The following is a 15,471-nucleotide window of genomic DNA, read 5'->3' as shown; positions in this document are numbered from 1 at the left end:
GACGGCTGACGGCTTACTGCGGCACACGCGTTGCTGCCGGTGATTGTCGGCGCGTTTGCGCGTCAGCACGAGACGCCACGCGAAACCGATTACGAAGTGTTGTTGAAGGAGTCGGCGGAAATGGCGCGGATCGCGCCCGAGGGCAACGCCTCCGATCGCGTCGCGGACATGTTCGCACTCTCCGGCGACGAAAAGGCGAAGGGTCGTCCGATGAAGCCGGAAGTCGAGCGTTCGCGTTCGGGCCGCGCGGGCGTTGGACACGAGACATGAGGAATGCAGTGGGAACGTCATTAGAGGAAGAACAAGGCGCGGGTGTGAATGCTCTGTTGAGCGACGCGGCTGATAGCACGTCAAGAAAGCCGCGCATCGCCGCGCCCTTTTCGAGTACCGCTGCCGTCATGCAGACGCTCGAAGCCGACCTGCGCCGCAATGTGCGCGGCGAAGTGCGTTTCGATCAGGGCTCGAAGGCGCTGTATGCCGCGGATGCGTCGAACTACCGGCAAGTCCCGCTCGCCGTGGTGGTGCCGTCGGACGTCGACGATCTGTTGGAAACGCTCGCTGCCTGCCGTCGCAATGACGTGCCCTTTCTCCCGCGCGGCGGCGGCACCTCGCAGAACGGCCAATGCGTGAATGTCGCGGTGGTGGCCGACGCAAGCAAGTATGTGAACCGCGTCGTCTCGGTCGATCCTGTAGCGCGTGTGGCGATCGTCGAACCGGGCGTGGTGTGCGACACCTTGCGCGACGCCGCCGAGGCGCACGGCCTCACCTTCGCACCCGATCCCGCGACGCACAGCCGCTGCACGCTCGGCGGCATGATCGGCAACAACTCGTGCGGCGCGCATTCGGTGATGGCCGGCAAGACGGTCGAAAACGTCGAAGCGCTGGAAATCGCGACCTTCGACGGCGCGCGTTTCTGGGTCGGCCCTACTTCGGACGACGAACTCGAACGCATCATCACAGCAGGCGGCCGTCAGGGCGAAATCTACGCAGCGCTCAAGCAACTGCGCGACACCTACGCCGATCAGATCCGCGCGAAATTCCCGCGGATCAAGCGGCGCGTGTCGGGCTTCAACCTCGATCAACTGCTGCCGGAAAACGGCTTTAACGTCGCGCGTGCGCTGGTCGGCACCGAGGGCACGTGCGCCGTGACCTTGCAGGCGAAAGTGCGGCTCGTGAAGAGTCCGGCCAAACGCGTGATCGTCGTGGTCGGCTTCACCGATATCTACACCGCGGCGGACGCCGTGCCGCATTTCATGCGCTGTGCTCCGATCGCGATCGAGGGACTCGACCGCGCGATCATCCGCGGCTTGCAGGCGCGCGGTTTGAAGAAGGACGAGATCGCGCTGCTGCCGGAAGGCGATGCATGGGTCGTGCTCGAGTTCGGCGCGGACACGCACGAGGATGCGGTACGTCAGGCGGAAACTGCTGCGGCGTATTTCCTGTCGGGTGAAGCGGGGCCGAATGTCTCGGCGATACTCGTCGAAGATCGCGCGTTGCAGGCGAAGGTGTGGTCGATCCGCGAAACGGGAGCGTCGGCGGTGGCGTTGTCAGTGGATTCGGACATGCCCGATCCGGTGGTCGGCTGGGAAGATGCGGCGGTCGATCCCATGCGCCTTGGCGATTATCTGCGCGCGTTTCAGGCTTTGGTGGATCGTTACGGCTACGAGACGAGCCTGTACGGCCATTTCGGCGATGGCTGCGTGCACGCGCGCATTACCTTCGATCTGCGCAGCGTTGCAGGCGTCGCGACGTGGCGCAAGTTTCTGCGCGAGGCAGCGGAACTGGTGGTCGAATTCGGTGGCTCGCTCTCGGGCGAACATGGCGACGGCCAGGCTAAAGCCGAGTTCCTGCCGATCATGTACGGCGCTGAACTGATGCACGCGATGGAGCAGTTCAAGGCGATCTGGGACCCGGCCAATCGACTGAATCCCGGCAAGGTCGTGCACGCCTATCGCGCCGATGAAAACCTGCGCATGGGTCCGGAGTACAAGCCGGTGACCCTGCAAACCAGGCTCACGTTTGCCAGCCAGGAAGGCGACGGCTTTCAGCGCGAAATGGAACGATGCATCGGCATGGGCAAATGCCGCTCGCTCGAAGGCGGCACGATGTGCCCGAGCTATCGCGCGACGCGTGAAGAGAAGTATTCGACGCGTGGCCGCGCGCATCTGTTCTGGGAAATGCTGCAAGGCGACGTGATTGCCGATGGCTGGCAAAGCCGCGAAGTGAAAGAAGCGCTCGATACGTGCCTGGCATGTAAGGGCTGCAAATCCGATTGCCCGACGCATACGGATATGGCTTCATACAAGGCGGAATTTCTTGCGCATTACTACGAGACGAATCGCCGGCCACGTCAGGCGCTGTTCATGGGGCGGATTGGTGAGTGGGCGCCGTGGGCGGCGAGGTTTCCGCGGCTGACGAATTTTATGACGTCGGCGCCGGGGTTGGCCGCGGTTGGCAAGTGGCTTGCCGGGGTGGCGCAAGCGCGTGAATTGCCGAAGTTTGCTGGACAGACGTACCGGCAGATCGCGCGGCGCGCGCCTCAGGCTGCGCGTGCTGCTCACTCTGGCGATGAGGTCAGGAAAGTCATCCTGTGGGTCGATACGTTCAACGACCACTTCACGCCTGAGATCGCGCAGGCCGCAGCCGATGTGCTGACGCAAATGGGTTGGCATGTCGTGCTGCCGAAGAATCGTTTGTGCTGTGGTCGTCCGCTGTATGACTTCGGTTTGCTGGAGCGTGCGCGCGAATTGCTGACCACGATTCTCGATGACCTCGGGGACGATATTGCCGCCGGTGTGCCACTGGTCGGGCTCGAGCCGGGTTGCTTATCGGTATTCAAGGATGAGTTGTTGAAACAATTCCCCGGTCATGTTTTGGCGAAGCAGTTGTCGGCGCAGACTTTTCTGTTTTCCGATTTCGTCGCACGTCAGCCGTTCGAGTGGCCGACCCTTGCAGCCGACGTGGTCGTGCATGGGCATTGTCATCAGAAGGCACTGTTCGGCATGCAGGGCGATACCGCGCTGCTGAAGAAGCTCGGGGTGAAGTGGACGTTGCTCGATACGGGATGCTGCGGGATGGCGGGATCGTTCGGCTTTAACGACGAGCATCACGCGCTTTCGGAGAAGATCGGCGAAGACAGGCTGTTTCCAGCTGTGCGCGCTGCTGCCGCGGCGAATGCGGAAACGATCGTGCTGACGAATGGTTTCAGTTGTCGTGAGCAGATCCAACAGGGAACCGGGCAACACGCGATGCATATCGCGCAACTGGCGCAAAGGGCGTTGGCGGCGCGTCGTTAACGGGCTGGGGAGATGACGTCGCCATTGGCGTTGACTGTGCCGCGACCATTGGCGTTGACTTCCGCTTTTTTTGCGTTGAGTTGAGTTGCGGCGCCGCGCAGACGCCTCCGCTATTTCTTCGCCGATTCAACGGTGGCCAGTGTCTGCGGAATATCAGCGCTGGTCGCCATCCACAACACTTCGGCGTCTTCGTCGCTGGTGGATACCGCGGCATGGCCGGTGCGGCTGTCGAAGTACAAGCTGTCGCCGGCGTTCAGATGCGTCGGTGCGTACAACTCGGAATAGAGGCACACGCTGCCGCTGATCACGTACAAAAATTCTTCGCCTTCGTGACGGCCCCAATCGTCGAACGCGTCGAGCGTGTGCGCCGAGATGCGGATGCGGAACGGCAACATCGCTTTGTGCGCGAGGTCGGTGGCGAGCAACTCCATCTGATAGCCGCGATAGGCGTGGCGTTGGCCCTCGTTTTTACGCGTCAACGCGCGGCGGCCGCTCGCGCTGACTTTGGGCGTCGAACCGAATAGCTCACCGATTTCGATCTTCAAGCCGAGGACGATTTTCTGCAGGACGTCGAAAGTGGGCGACATCAGGCCGTTTTCGACTTTGGAGAGGGTGGAACGCGAGACGCCACAGAGGCGGCTCGCGGTTTCCAGCGTCAAGTCCTGCGCCTGGCGGGCAGCGCGCACGCGCCGGCCGAGGTCGGTTATCGATTGATCGGCGGATTTGGTGAGGTGGGTGTCCATGGGGCTTGCTGCTTCAAATGCACGCTGTTAGGGGCGATCGATGTTTCCGATAATAACATTTGGCTGGTGCCGCCCTGGTTGGCGAGCGTTTCGTCCGACCATCGAGCAACTTTTCTCATCGGAAACGTGACGCGTCGAGATTGATATGCGGTCAGTGCCCGCGCTATGCCGAAATCGTCATCGAAACCGGGGCGATAGCGCAAGACAGCACGGAGCGCCAAGGCCTACGATGGCTGCCATGAAAACACTGACCGCAATCGACTCCCACACCGGCGGTGAACCCACCCGCCTGGTGATTTCCGGCGGCCCCGAACTGGGTCATGGACCGTTGCAGGAACGCCTTGCCGTGTTCCAGCGTGATTTCGACCGCGTCCGCGCGGGCGTCGTCAACGAGCCGCGCGGCTCCGACGTCATGGTCGGCGCGCTGCTGTGCGAGCCGCATGATCCGGCTTGTTCGGCGGGCGTCATCTTCTTCAACAACGTCGGCTTTCTTGGCATGTGCGGGCACGGCACGATCGGCCTCGTGGTCTCGCTGGCCCATTTGGGCCGGATCGAGCCGGGTGTGCACCGGATCGAGACGCCAGTGGGTGTCGTCGAAGCTGAACTGCATGCCGATCGCAGCGTCACTGTGCGCAACGTGCCGGCGTATCGCTATCGTCATGCGGTGCCGCTCGATGTGCCCGGCCTTGGTCGCGTGCACGGTGATATCGCGTGGGGCGGGAACTGGTTTTTCCTCGTGTCCGATCATGGGCAGATGCTGGATCACAGCCGCATCGACGCATTGACGGACGCCACCTGGGCAATCAGAGGCGCGCTGGAAGCCAACGGTATCACCGGCGAAGGCGGTGCGCTGATCGATCACATCGAACTGTTCGCCGATTCAGATCGGCCCCGCATCGATAGCCGCAATTTCGTACTGTGTCCGGGCAAGGCCTATGACCGCTCGCCGTGCGGCACCGGCACGAGCGCCAAGCTCGCCTGTCTCGCGGCGGACGGCGTGCTGGCGCCGGGCGCGCTGTGGCGCCAGGAGAGCATTATCGGCAGCGTGTTCGAGGCGCACTACGACGCGGATCCGGCCCTGCCCGCAGGGCAGATCCGGCCGCGCATCCGGGGCACCGCGCATGTCAATGCGGAATCCAGGCTGGTCTTTTCCGACGACGATCCTTTCGCCTGGGGCATCCGCGCGTCATGAAGCGGTCGAACGGTCAGCCGGACGTCGTGGTGATTGGGGCGGGTATCGTCGGTGCGGCTTGTGCCTACGAGCTGGCATTGCAGGGCCTCGACGTGCTGGTGGTCGATCGTGCGGGCGTTGGCGGTGGCGCGACGGCGGCCGGCATGGGCCACCTCGTGGTGATGGACGATTCGCCTGCCGAGTTCGTGCTCAGCGCCTATTCGCGCGCGCTGTGGCTCGCGCTGGCGCCGCGCCTCGATGTGCGCCATGCGTTTGTGCGCAGCGGCACGCTATGGGTTGCCGCCGACGACGAGGAGTTCGCGCTGGCGCAAAGCCGCCAACGCGCGCTGCGGCAGCAGGGCATTGATTGCGCGACACTCGACGCGCAGCAAGTGCGCGAGGCCGAGCCCGCGTTGCGGCACGACCTGCGCGGCGGCATGATCGTGCCTGACGACGCGGTGGTCTACGCGCCGGCCGTTGCGGCCTGGTTGCTCGCGCAACCTGTTGCCGGACGGATCGTGAAACGTCTGGATACCGAAGTAATTGGCGTCGAACGTGAAGGCGTGCGTCTCGCGGACGGTGGGCTCATCGCCGCCGGCGCCGTGCTGCTGGCCAACGGCTTGCAGGCGGCGACACTGTTGCCGAGCTTGCCGTTGCAGGCAAAGAAAGGCCATCTGCTGATTACCGATCGCTACCCCGGCACGATCCGGCATCAAATCCTCGAATTGGGTTACATGAAGAGCGCGCACAACCAGAGCGGCACATCGGTCGCTTTCAACGTGCAGCCGCGTCCAACTGGCCAGTTGCTGATCGGCTCGTCGCGTCAGTTCGACAGCGTCGATCCGAAGGTCGAACCGGCGATTCTCACGCGCATGCTACAGCGTGCAGTCGACTACTTGCCGGAACTGGCCGGCCTGAATGCCATTCGTGCGTGGACCGGTTTTCGTCCGGCATCCAGCGACGGTTTGCCGTTGATCGGCCCGGCCGGATTCTTTGCAGACGACGTAATGCATCCAGCGACGTGGCTTGCGGTTGGACATGAGGGATTAGGCGTGACCACCGCGCTCGGTACGGCGAAGCTGATCGCGTCGCAGATGCTGGGCCAACCGGCGCCGTTCGACGCAAACCCTTATCTGCCCGCACGGTTTACCCACTCGGGGAGCGTCTATGCATGAGCCGATCACACTCGACATCGACGGACAGCACGTCAGGGTGACAAACGGCTGCACGGTGGCCGCCGCTATCGCCATCGCTCATAGGGACACGATGGCAGTGACACGCCGCTCGGTTAGCGGCGAGTTGCGCGGGCCACTCTGCGGGATGGGTATTTGCCAGGAGTGCCGGGTCACGATCGACGGCGTACGTCATCGGCTCGCCTGCCAGACGATCTGTGCAGCAGGTATGTCGGTAATAACCGCAGGAGCGGCATGATGAACGTCGACGTGCTCGTGATTGGCGCCGGCCCCGCCGGACTCAGCGCCGCGCAGACCGCGTCGATGCATGATGCAACGGTAGGCGTCGTCGACGATAACGCGTTGCCAGGCGGACAGATCTGGCGACAAGGGCCGCAGTATCCGGCGAGCGGAACGGCGCGTGCCTTGCTCGAAGACCTGGGCGCGCGTCAGAACGTAGCGTTGTTGAGCGGCGCGCGCATCGTGCAGGCGCTATCGGCACACACCCTGCTCGCCGAGCGCGATGGACGCGCGTTGACGATCGGTTATCGCAAACTGATCGTCGCGACCGGTGCACGTGAACGCTTTCTGCCGTTTCCTGGTTGGACCTTGCCAGGCGTCACGGGTGCGGGAGGGTTGCAGGCGCTGATCAAGGGCGGCACACCAGTGAGAGGCGAGCGCATTGTGATCGCCGGCAGCGGTCCGCTGCTGTGGGCCGCCGCCACGACGGCACGTGTGCAGGGCGCGCACGTCGTCGCGCTGGTCGAGCAGGCCTCCTCGGCGTCGGTGGGGCGCTTTGCCCGCTCGCTGGTCCGAACGCCGGCCAAATTGTTGCAGGCGGCGCGTATGCGTGCCGGCCTCTGGAGGACGCCATATCTGCTCGACGCGTATGTCAGCGAAGCGACCGGCGACGCAGGTGTGCGTGAGGTGCGCGTCGCCCAAGCGGGCAGCGACCGGTTGATTGCCTGCGATCGCCTCGCCTGTGCGTATGGCCTACTGCCGAATACCGCAATCGCGGCCGCGCTAGGATGCCGCGTCGACACGCAAGGGCAGGTGGACGCGATTGCGGTGGATGAATGGCAGGCCACCTCGGTGCCGGCCGTGTTCGCCGCGGGCGAATGCACGGGTGTGGGGGGCATGGAGTTGTCGGCGGTGGAGGGCAAGATTGCCGCGCTGGCGGCCGTCGGCGAGTCTGAGCGCGCTCGGCCGTTTTTTGCCGAACGGGCGCGCTATCGGCGCTTTGCCGAGCACATGCACGAGGCATTCGAATTGAACCCGCGCCTGCGCACGCTCCCGACACCGGACACGCTGTTTTGCCGCTGCGAGGACGTGCCCTATCGGGAGATGGCGCAGCACACTTCATGGCGCGACGCGAAACTGCACACGCGTTGCGGCATGGGTCCATGCCAGGGAAAAGTATGCGGTGCCGCAGCCGCGTTCTGTTTTGGCTGGCAGCACAGCGGTGAGGAGATGTCGCGTCCGCCGTTCTCGCCGGTGCGCATTGAAACGCTGCTGCAAGTCGGGTCCGACGTGTAATTTTTCCTCCAATCGACCTTCTGACATGCGTGCCCGACCTGGTGCTTCCCGATCCGAGCTGAGTTTCGACTGTGCAGATTTCATCTCTTTCGCGCGCGAAAAACCCCAAGCCCCGACCCGGATAAAACCCGATACTCATTCACATATTCAACATGTGTCGGCATGACCGACCTTTACGAAGGAGATTTGTACCGTGAGCCGCAACGCTATCCAATGGAGCGGGGTGTTTCCCGCCGTCAGCACCCAGTTCAAGCCGGATTTTTCGCTCGATGTCGATGCGACGCATCGTGTGGTCAGCAACCTGGTCAAGGACGGCGTGTCGGGCCTCGTGGTCTGCGGCACGGTCGGTGAGAATACGTCGCTCAGCACCGCTGAGAAGATGGCGGTGATCGAAGCCGCTCGCGACGCGGCCGGCGGCAAGGTACCGGTGATTGCCGGCGTCGCCGAGTTCACCACTGACTTCGCGCGCCAGACGGTGCGCGAAGCCGCACGCGTCGGTGTCGACGGCGTGATGGTCATGCCGGCTCTCGTCTATTCAGCCACGCCGCACGAGACCGCCGCCCATTTCCGCGCGGTCGCCACCGGCACCGATCTGCCGGTGATGATTTACAACAACCCGCCGATCTACAAGAACGACGTCACGCCGGACGTGCTGGTCGCTTTGCAGGACTGCGAGAACATCGTGTGCTTCAAGGACTCGTCGGGCGATACGCGGCGTTTTATCGATCTGCGCAATGCGGTCGGCGACCGCTTCGTGCTGTTCGCGGGACTCGACGACGTGGTCGTGGAAAGTATCGCGGTGGGTGCCCAGGGTTGGGTGTCGGGTATGTCCAATGCCTTCCCGAAGGAAGGGGAAACATTGTTCCGCCTCGCGAAGCAGAAGCGCTTTGATGAAGCGCTGGCGCTGTATCGCTGGTTCATGCCGCTGTTGCATCTCGATGCGCGTCCCGACCTCGTGCAGTGCATCAAGCTCTGCGAGGCGCTGCTCGGTCGCGGTAGCGCGGTCACCCGGCCGCCGCGCCTCGCGCTGCAAGGCGAGACGCTGGACGAGGTCAAGCGCATCGTAGAAAAGGCGCTCGCAACGCGGCCGGCGCTGCCGGACGTCGGCCTTTAAGCACAATGCCAGAGCGTTTGCCTCGCGTGATGGGTAGCGAGGCAAACCCGGATTGCTCGCTAGATCACTGCGTTGCGCAGGTGAAACTCGACGCAACGTTCATATCGCCGGAACCGTTATACCGCGGGAAGCTCGGAAATTCGCAAAGCGGCCGGGTACGTCCCGGCACACCCGCCGTATCCGCGACGGTCTGCGCAGGCGGTGTCACGCCTTTTTCGACCCAGTTTTCCAAGGTCGTGAGCGAGTCCCATGCTGCGTTGTACACCGTGCTGACCGCATGCCCATAGCCGGGAATCTCGTAGAAGCGCACGAAGTTGGCCACCGCTGACGCGCCCATGGTCGCTTGCAAACGCTGATAGTACTGTTCACTGGAGCGCGTGCTAACGAGCGCGTCGGCCATGCCGTGCGCCATCAGGATCTTGCCGCCTTTCGCGTTGAACGCCGACAGATCGGTCTTGTTGACGTCCTGCAACCCCGTCAATTGACTGATACGCGCTTGCAGACTGCCCGGATTCTGCGGGTCGACGCTCAGCGAGTTGGCGTTGGGGTTACGCGTCACAAAGTAGCGGATCCATTGATCCCAGAACACGCTGAGATAAGGGGCGGTCGTGGGCATCGGCGAGGCCGGTTGCGACGTGCCCAGCGCGAGCGTCGTGACCGTGGGTTGCAAGGCTGATGCATTCGCGACGCCAAGGTCCGCGCCGTAAACGTTGAAGCCGGGATACTGCGTTTCGCCACTGGCCAGCGAGTAACCGAAGGTGATCGGCGTGTTGTACACGTTGAGCGCGGCGATCTGCGCGTCCGATAGACAGGTGTCGCCCGTGTCCGTGCCGCCGGCGCAACGTAACGCGGTGCCGTTGACCGTCGCCGTAGAGGGATTGAACGTGACGTTGCAGGCTGCAACGTTGCTGATCAGGCCGTCGGCGACACCATCGAGCGTGTCGCAGGTAGCTAGCACCGCGTTGAGCAGGACTTTGCGCTTGGCCTGATCCAGATAGGCGCCGGGTGCCGCGAGCGCGCGTGTGATGCGGCCGAACTGAAGGTCGAGACTGGCGGCGGCCCATGCCGGATAGAGGACGATCGAGCCGTCCCAGTCTTGTGGCCAGCGTTGCACCACAGCAAGCGCTTCGCGGCCGCCGGACGATCCGCCCGCGAAGTAGGCGCGCTTCGGCGCCTTGACCCCATAGCGGGCGTCGATCAGATAGACGGCGGCGTCGCGGGTCTTTTTCAGCGCGTCGCCGGAGAAGTTCTGCACGGCTTCGTCGTTGACGCCGAACGAACCGTCTTCGCTGCCCAGCGCGTTGGCCTGATGCCCCGAATCGCTCGCGAAGGTCGCGTAACCGCGCCCGAGCGGGGTGAGTTGCGTCGTAGGGCCGGCCGGCACGTTTCCGGTCGGCGCAGGAATCGTACCGTCATAGCCGCCGCCACCGAACATCATGATTTTGTTGTTCCAGACGGTGGGCATGGCAATCTGGAATTTGATTTGGGGCGCCGCCGGATTCACAGGATTGATCGCGCCGCTCACCAGGCAATATTCTCCCGTCGCCTGCGCGCCGCTGCCCGCAGCGGGCATGGTGGTTGCTGCGGTCACGGTCGCGCCGGTAGTGGGCAAGCCGATGGAAGACGCCGGCACGGTCTTGCCTGCAAGCTGGGCGCAACTGAGGGGCGTCGCCGTGGGTGAGTTGACATTGTTGTCGCCGCAACCACTTAGCGACAGCATGATAAGTACTGGTGCAACGACCAACGAGAAACCGATGCCGCCGAGTTTTCGGGCGGTGTGCTTCGTTTGCATGGCCTGTCTCCGTTATGGGTGGGCGCCCGTCTATGGTTCGTCTGCTTCGCGGATGCAAATACGCAGATGAGGACGCCTTGCAAAGTTGGCGCGGCGCGGCCTTTCTGTCAATCGTCTTGTCACTCGACGAGTTTTATTTCCCACGAGAGGCATGCGTGGGGCAAGCCGGTTCTGACCAAAAGCGGCTGACCCAAAGTATGGCGGTCCTCCCGGATCAGCCAGGTTTGTCGGCAACCGAAATCAGGGCTAGCGCCGCCGGCACGAGCGCTTGCGCCGTCTCCCTGGCAAGCTGTCCGCAAACGTAGGCGCCGTCAATAAGAAGTGCGATCTGATTGGCCAGGCTATCCGGCCTGGCAACGCCGATTTGCTTCGCGAGCGCACCGAGACGGCGGCGCAACTCGGCCTTATGCCTGAGGGCCACCGCCCGCGCCGGATGATCCGGCGCCGGAAACTCGGTTGCCACGTTGATAAATGGGCAGCCGCGGTATTTCGGTGCAGCGATGTCACGAGCGATCCACTGCAGGTGAGCCCTGAGTTCATCTCTGGGCGCGGCCCGGTGGCGCGTCGCGGTCTTGTCCCAGGCGATCCAATAGTCCGCGTCATCCCGCTCAAGCACCGCGGCAACGAGCTCGTCCTTCGTCGTGAAGTGCCGATAGAGACTGGTCTTCGCAACCCCTGACCGTTCGACGACGAGATCGACGCCGACGGCTCTGACGCCTTCCTGGTAGAACAGATCAGCAGCGGTGTCGAGTATGCGGTCCCGAACGCTGGCGGAACTGGCGGTTCCGGCTTCTTTTGCTGTGGTGGGTGTGCCTCTGCTCATGGCGAGTCCTCTTGAGAGACGGAAACTTTTGCGTCCTGATTACTTTACCAGGTTATCTCTTGACACGCTACAGATCTGTATCTTATTCTTCGAAAAACATACAGGTCTGTAGCGTTGTTGCTTCACGAGAACTGCTATCCCGCCGTTCGAAGAAACACCCTGACAAACCAACTGGAGGTCTGCAATGACGTCAAATCAAACCGTGGCCGTGTTCGGCGCCTATGGCCATACCGGCCGCTTCGTGGTGTCGGAACTGGTCAGGCGCGGCTGGAGGCCGATCCTTTCCGGGCGCGATGCCAGCAAGCTGAACGCCCTCGGGGCCGCTTATCCTGGGCTGGACATTCGACCTGCGTCGATAGATGACCCGGATTCGCTCGACCGGGCGCTTGCGGGTGCGGCTGCTGTCATCAATTGCGCCGGCCCCTTCGCCAGTACGTCTGCGCCCGTGATCGAAGCTGCGTTGCGAGCGCGGCTTCCGTATCTGGATGTCGCCGCCGAGATAGAGGCCAATCTGGATACGTTCGGGCATTACGCTGAACGAGCGCGGGACGCGGGCATCGTGATCGTGCCGGCCATGGCATTCTTCGGCGGCTTGGGCGATCTTCTTGCCACGGCGGCAATGGGCGATTGGGCGTCCGCGGACGAAATCTCCATCGCTTATGGGCTCAGCAACTGGAAGCCGACGCCCGGCACGCGGGCCGCGGGTCAGGTTTCGAGGCAGCGTAGAGATGGGCGGCGAATTGTCTTCACGAATGGGCACATGGCGTTCCGCACGGACACAGCGCCGATTACCGAATGGACGTTCCGTGCCCCGCTCGGAACGCAACCGGTCGTCGGGGAATTCACGATGGCGGATACGGTGACGATTACGCACCATCTGAAGACACCCGAGATACGCTCGTACATGACGGTCGCGGCAGTTAAAGGTCTCTCGGACCCGGACCTGTCGTCGCCGGTCGCGGTCGACGAGACTGGACGCTCCTCGCAAACCTTTCTGGTCGAGGTGGTCGCGCGCTCGGGAGGCATCGAACGTCGTTCGTCGGCAAGCGGTCAGGATATCTATGCGATTAGTGCGCCGCTGGTGGTTGAAGCGGCACGGCGAGTCATCGGCGGGTTAGTCAACGGGACGGGTGTGCTTACCGCCGGCGAAGCCTTTGACGCGCGTGACTTTCTGGAATCGCTCGCTGGGGAGCATCTGTCATTGGCGATGCAATGAGGTGCGACGATGACGTCGACGAATTGATTAAGCGCCGCAACCGGTGGGCAAACGCGAGCAGGCCGCCCGCAAGCAAGCGCCGCCCAGGCTGAAACGCCCGTAGTACGGGCCTGAGCGGCGATCGGCGCGAGCGCGGCGATGCGAGTATTGAATGCGAGCTTTTACTCATAATATTCTCCGTACGGAACGCAACAAGCGGTCCGCATTAACGGAGATCGACATGACCACCGACATCACCACCACCATGAAGCTCAATCACATGAGCTTCCCCTCGTCCGATGTGGGCGCCACGGCGACCTTCTTCGAGGAACATTTAGGCTGCACCATCGCCGCGCGTGGCGCGAGCTGGCTTCTGAAACGACCCGGGTTCGACATCGTGATCGATGACGCCGCCGACCATCCGGTCGAGTGGCCCAACAACTTTCACATCGGCTTCGAACTGGCGACCCTCGATGCGGTTCGCGCGCTTTACGAACGGATGATTGCAGCGGATGTCGTGATGAAAACCGGCGTGTTCAAGCATGAACGGGGCTCGCGATTCTTCTGTGAAGTACCGGGTGGCGTACTCGTCGAAATCAACACCCGTTCGGATGCCGACGAGAAGTATCGTGGCACCTTCGATCGGTGACGCGCGCTGGATGCACGAACACACCGACTCTCCCTGGTATCCCCATACGATTCGCCTGTCTCGCCAACTTCTGGGCGGGAAAATGGCCTACGGTTATTGAACGGGTCCGTCATGCGTGCGCCGAGGTATTCGCAACGTAAAGGGCGATGCGACGACGACTTCGCTTTAAGCGACGGACCATCCGAAAACGATTTCAATTCTCATTCGTAGTGTCCACTGAGGTATGCACTATGCTGCGCTAACGTATCTAGCACATGCGCGGCGTGCTGCTGCGCACCAAAAAACAGGACCACACGTGGGGATGTTTGAGCGCCGCCTGCACCGCATTCGAGGCGTGGCGTAGCTAATTTGGGAGGCTATATGCAAGGAGATGCCAAGGTTCTCGAATACTTGAACGCGCAACTGAAGAATGAGCTGACCGCGATCAATCAGTACTTTCTACACGCGAGAATGTATGGCCACTGGGGCCTGAAAAGTCTCGCCAAACATGAGTACGATGAGTCGATCGGCGAAATGAAGCATGCCGATCTGCTGATCGAGCGCATTTTCATGCTGGATGGCCTACCTAATTTGCAAGATCTGCACAAGCTGCTGATCGGCGAGGAAACGACAGAAATCCTTGAGTGCGATCTCAAGCTGGAAAAGATGTCGCAGAGCACCTGCAAGGAAGCCATCGCGTACTGCGAGACGGTGCGCGACTTCGTCTCACGCGAGATTCTTGTTCATATCCTCGACGATACCGAGGAGCATATCGACTGGCTTGAGACCAATCTGGCGCTGATCGACAAGGTGGGCATTCAGAACTACCAGCAATCGGGAATGGATTCGGTGGAATGAGTTCGGCACGAGCCCGGGAAGAAAGCCTTCCCGAACCAGGCCGTTTCTCACTATCGGGCAGTACGTTTTCGATTGGTGTCCGAAGTAGCCGTTGCTGGCGGACCGCAACTTGCGCGCGGTTCAAACCAGGTTGGAAGACAGACAGGCTCGTTCGCGCCCGGCGTTTCTGGTTGCGCGAGCAACAATTCCGCCGCCCGCTTGCCCAGCAGCGCCGAGTCACGCATGACCGTTGCGATAGGAGGCTGATGGAAACGGCCAAGCGGAACGTCGTCACAGCACACAAGGGACAGGTCCTTCCCAAGCTGCAAACCGCGACGGTGCACCACGCGCAGCGCACCCTCGAGCAATTGATTGCCCCCAAGAATGACTGCGCCAGGAGGAACGGCGTCAGAAAGCATTTCCTCCAACGCCTCTTCCCCATGCTCCGGCGACAGTGTTCCGCGGTGCACCAGCAGGTCACGCGCGATACCCGACGCATCATATGCGTCTTCTACCGCGCGGACTCGTTCCCTTGTTGGCCGCACGTCCCGGCCCACAACAAGTCCTATACGCCGATGTCCCGCTGCCAATAGATATCGGCCGGCATCACCGACGCCACGGTAATGGTCCGACAGCACGTAATGCGCGGGAATGTCCGCGGGTAAGGTTCGATCGATCAGCACTATCGGCGTCTGCGTATTGCGCAGCGCGGCGAGTGTACCGGGATCATCTTCGAGAGCAGGCAGGACGATCAGTCCATCGACTTGACGCTGCAACAGCACTTCGATGCGCTCCGCGTCCACGCTCGGAATGCCGCCTGAATTGGTCAAAAGAACTGAAAAACCCGCCAGACTCAGCACACTTTCCGCACCGCTCACGATTGAGGCAATCAGTGGATTGGTAATGTCCGATCCGACGAAGCCGATTGAGCGTGTAGTACGGCGGCGTAGGCCTTGCGCGAGCGCATTGGGTGCATAACCGAGCTGCCGGGCAGCATCGAGCACCCGCTTCGTCAATTGCGGGCTCGATCCGGGCTGTCCGGATAGCACGCGTGAAACCGACGCGATGCCGACGCCGGCAAGCTCGGCCACCGCCTTGATGCCAGATCGTCCGCGCGTAGTGCCCGACGTGTTCTTACTCATTGTTTCCTCTTGATCTTGACAT

13 protein-coding genes and 1 pseudogene are annotated in these 15,471 nt (G+C 62.3%); 10 read left to right on the top strand and 4 right to left on the bottom strand.

The genetic code is table 11. The annotated features are described in order from the left end of the window. Window positions 1-12: 12 nt before the first annotated feature. Window positions 13-246: pseudogene (locus tag P0D84_RS35915) on the top strand (DUF1338 domain-containing protein); the annotation flags it as partial. A 32-nt stretch (window positions 247-278) separates the two neighbouring features. Beyond that, entirely contained in the window at window positions 279-3,296 is a 3,018-nt protein-coding gene (locus P0D84_RS35910; RefSeq protein ID WP_408344982.1) for an FAD-binding and (Fe-S)-binding domain-containing protein, read from the top strand. A 110-nt stretch (window positions 3,297-3,406) separates the two neighbouring features. Here P0D84_RS35910 and P0D84_RS35905 read toward each other — a convergent pair whose 3' ends face one another. Continuing rightward, complete coding sequence (locus P0D84_RS35905) at window positions 3,407-4,039, bottom strand: helix-turn-helix domain-containing protein (protein ID WP_408344979.1); 633 nt, start codon at window positions 4,037-4,039, stop codon at window positions 3,407-3,409. A 229-nt stretch (window positions 4,040-4,268) separates the two neighbouring features. Between P0D84_RS35905 and P0D84_RS35900 the strand changes: the two genes are divergently transcribed. From P0D84_RS35900 to P0D84_RS35880, 5 genes are all read left to right on the top strand, one after another. Then, a complete protein-coding gene (locus P0D84_RS35900; RefSeq protein ID WP_408344976.1) occupies window positions 4,269-5,231 on the top strand; it encodes a 4-hydroxyproline epimerase in 963 nt (320 codons plus the stop codon). Then, window positions 5,228-6,385, top strand: coding sequence for an NAD(P)/FAD-dependent oxidoreductase (locus tag P0D84_RS35895; RefSeq protein WP_408344973.1), 1,158 nt, complete (start codon window positions 5,228-5,230; stop codon window positions 6,383-6,385). The genes P0D84_RS35900 and P0D84_RS35895 overlap by 4 nt, the downstream gene beginning before the upstream one ends. Continuing rightward, window positions 6,378-6,641, top strand: a complete 264-nt coding sequence (locus P0D84_RS35890) for a 2Fe-2S iron-sulfur cluster-binding protein (RefSeq protein ID WP_408344970.1) — start codon at window positions 6,378-6,380, stop codon at window positions 6,639-6,641. The genes P0D84_RS35895 and P0D84_RS35890 overlap by 8 nt, the downstream gene beginning before the upstream one ends. Then, window positions 6,641-7,918: an FAD-dependent oxidoreductase gene (locus P0D84_RS35885; protein WP_408346305.1), complete on the top strand. Its 1,278-nt coding sequence runs from the start codon at window positions 6,641-6,643 to the stop codon at window positions 7,916-7,918. Before P0D84_RS35890 ends, P0D84_RS35885 begins: the two co-directional genes overlap by 1 nt. 193 nt (window positions 7,919-8,111) lie before the next feature. Next, a complete protein-coding gene (locus P0D84_RS35880; protein ID WP_408344967.1) occupies window positions 8,112-9,032 on the top strand; it encodes a dihydrodipicolinate synthase family protein in 921 nt (306 codons plus the stop codon). 64 nt (window positions 9,033-9,096) lie between these two features. Here P0D84_RS35880 and P0D84_RS35875 read toward each other — a convergent pair whose 3' ends face one another. Both P0D84_RS35875 and P0D84_RS35870 read right to left on the bottom strand, forming a co-directional pair. Beyond that, complete coding sequence (locus P0D84_RS35875; RefSeq protein WP_408344964.1) at window positions 9,097-10,824, bottom strand: tannase/feruloyl esterase family alpha/beta hydrolase; 1,728 nt, start codon at window positions 10,822-10,824, stop codon at window positions 9,097-9,099. Between the two features lie 214 nt (window positions 10,825-11,038). Beyond that, a complete protein-coding gene (locus P0D84_RS35870) occupies window positions 11,039-11,647 on the bottom strand; it encodes a TetR/AcrR family transcriptional regulator (protein WP_408344961.1) in 609 nt (202 codons plus the stop codon). 184 nt (window positions 11,648-11,831) lie between these two features. Here P0D84_RS35870 and P0D84_RS35865 point away from each other — a divergent pair, with 184 nt between their 5' ends. The 3 genes from P0D84_RS35865 to bfr all read left to right on the top strand — a co-directional run bounded on the left by P0D84_RS35865 (window position 11,832) and on the right by bfr (window position 14,328). After that, window positions 11,832-12,863, top strand: coding sequence for a saccharopine dehydrogenase family protein (locus P0D84_RS35865; RefSeq protein ID WP_408344959.1), 1,032 nt, complete (start codon window positions 11,832-11,834; stop codon window positions 12,861-12,863). 220 nt (window positions 12,864-13,083) lie between these two features. Next, on the top strand, window positions 13,084-13,491 hold the full coding sequence (locus P0D84_RS35860) for a VOC family protein (protein WP_408344957.1): 408 nt from the start codon (window positions 13,084-13,086) through the stop codon (window positions 13,489-13,491). A 360-nt stretch (window positions 13,492-13,851) separates the two neighbouring features. Next, the gene (gene bfr, locus P0D84_RS35855; protein ID WP_408344954.1) at window positions 13,852-14,328 is read left to right on the top strand and encodes a bacterioferritin; all 477 of its coding nucleotides are present in this window, start codon (window positions 13,852-13,854) and stop codon (window positions 14,326-14,328) included. Window positions 14,329-14,378: 50 nt separating this feature from the next. Here bfr and P0D84_RS35850 read toward each other — a convergent pair whose 3' ends face one another. After that, a complete protein-coding gene (locus P0D84_RS35850) occupies window positions 14,379-15,449 on the bottom strand; it encodes a LacI family DNA-binding transcriptional regulator (RefSeq protein WP_408344950.1) in 1,071 nt (356 codons plus the stop codon). Window positions 15,450-15,471: the final 22 nt, after the last annotated feature.

It is taken from the genome of Paraburkholderia sp. RL17-337-BIB-A (assembly GCF_046025895.1).
Taxonomy (GTDB): domain Bacteria; phylum Pseudomonadota; class Gammaproteobacteria; order Burkholderiales; family Burkholderiaceae; genus Paraburkholderia; species Paraburkholderia fungorum_C.
This window is presented reverse-complemented; position numbering and strand designations above follow the sequence as displayed.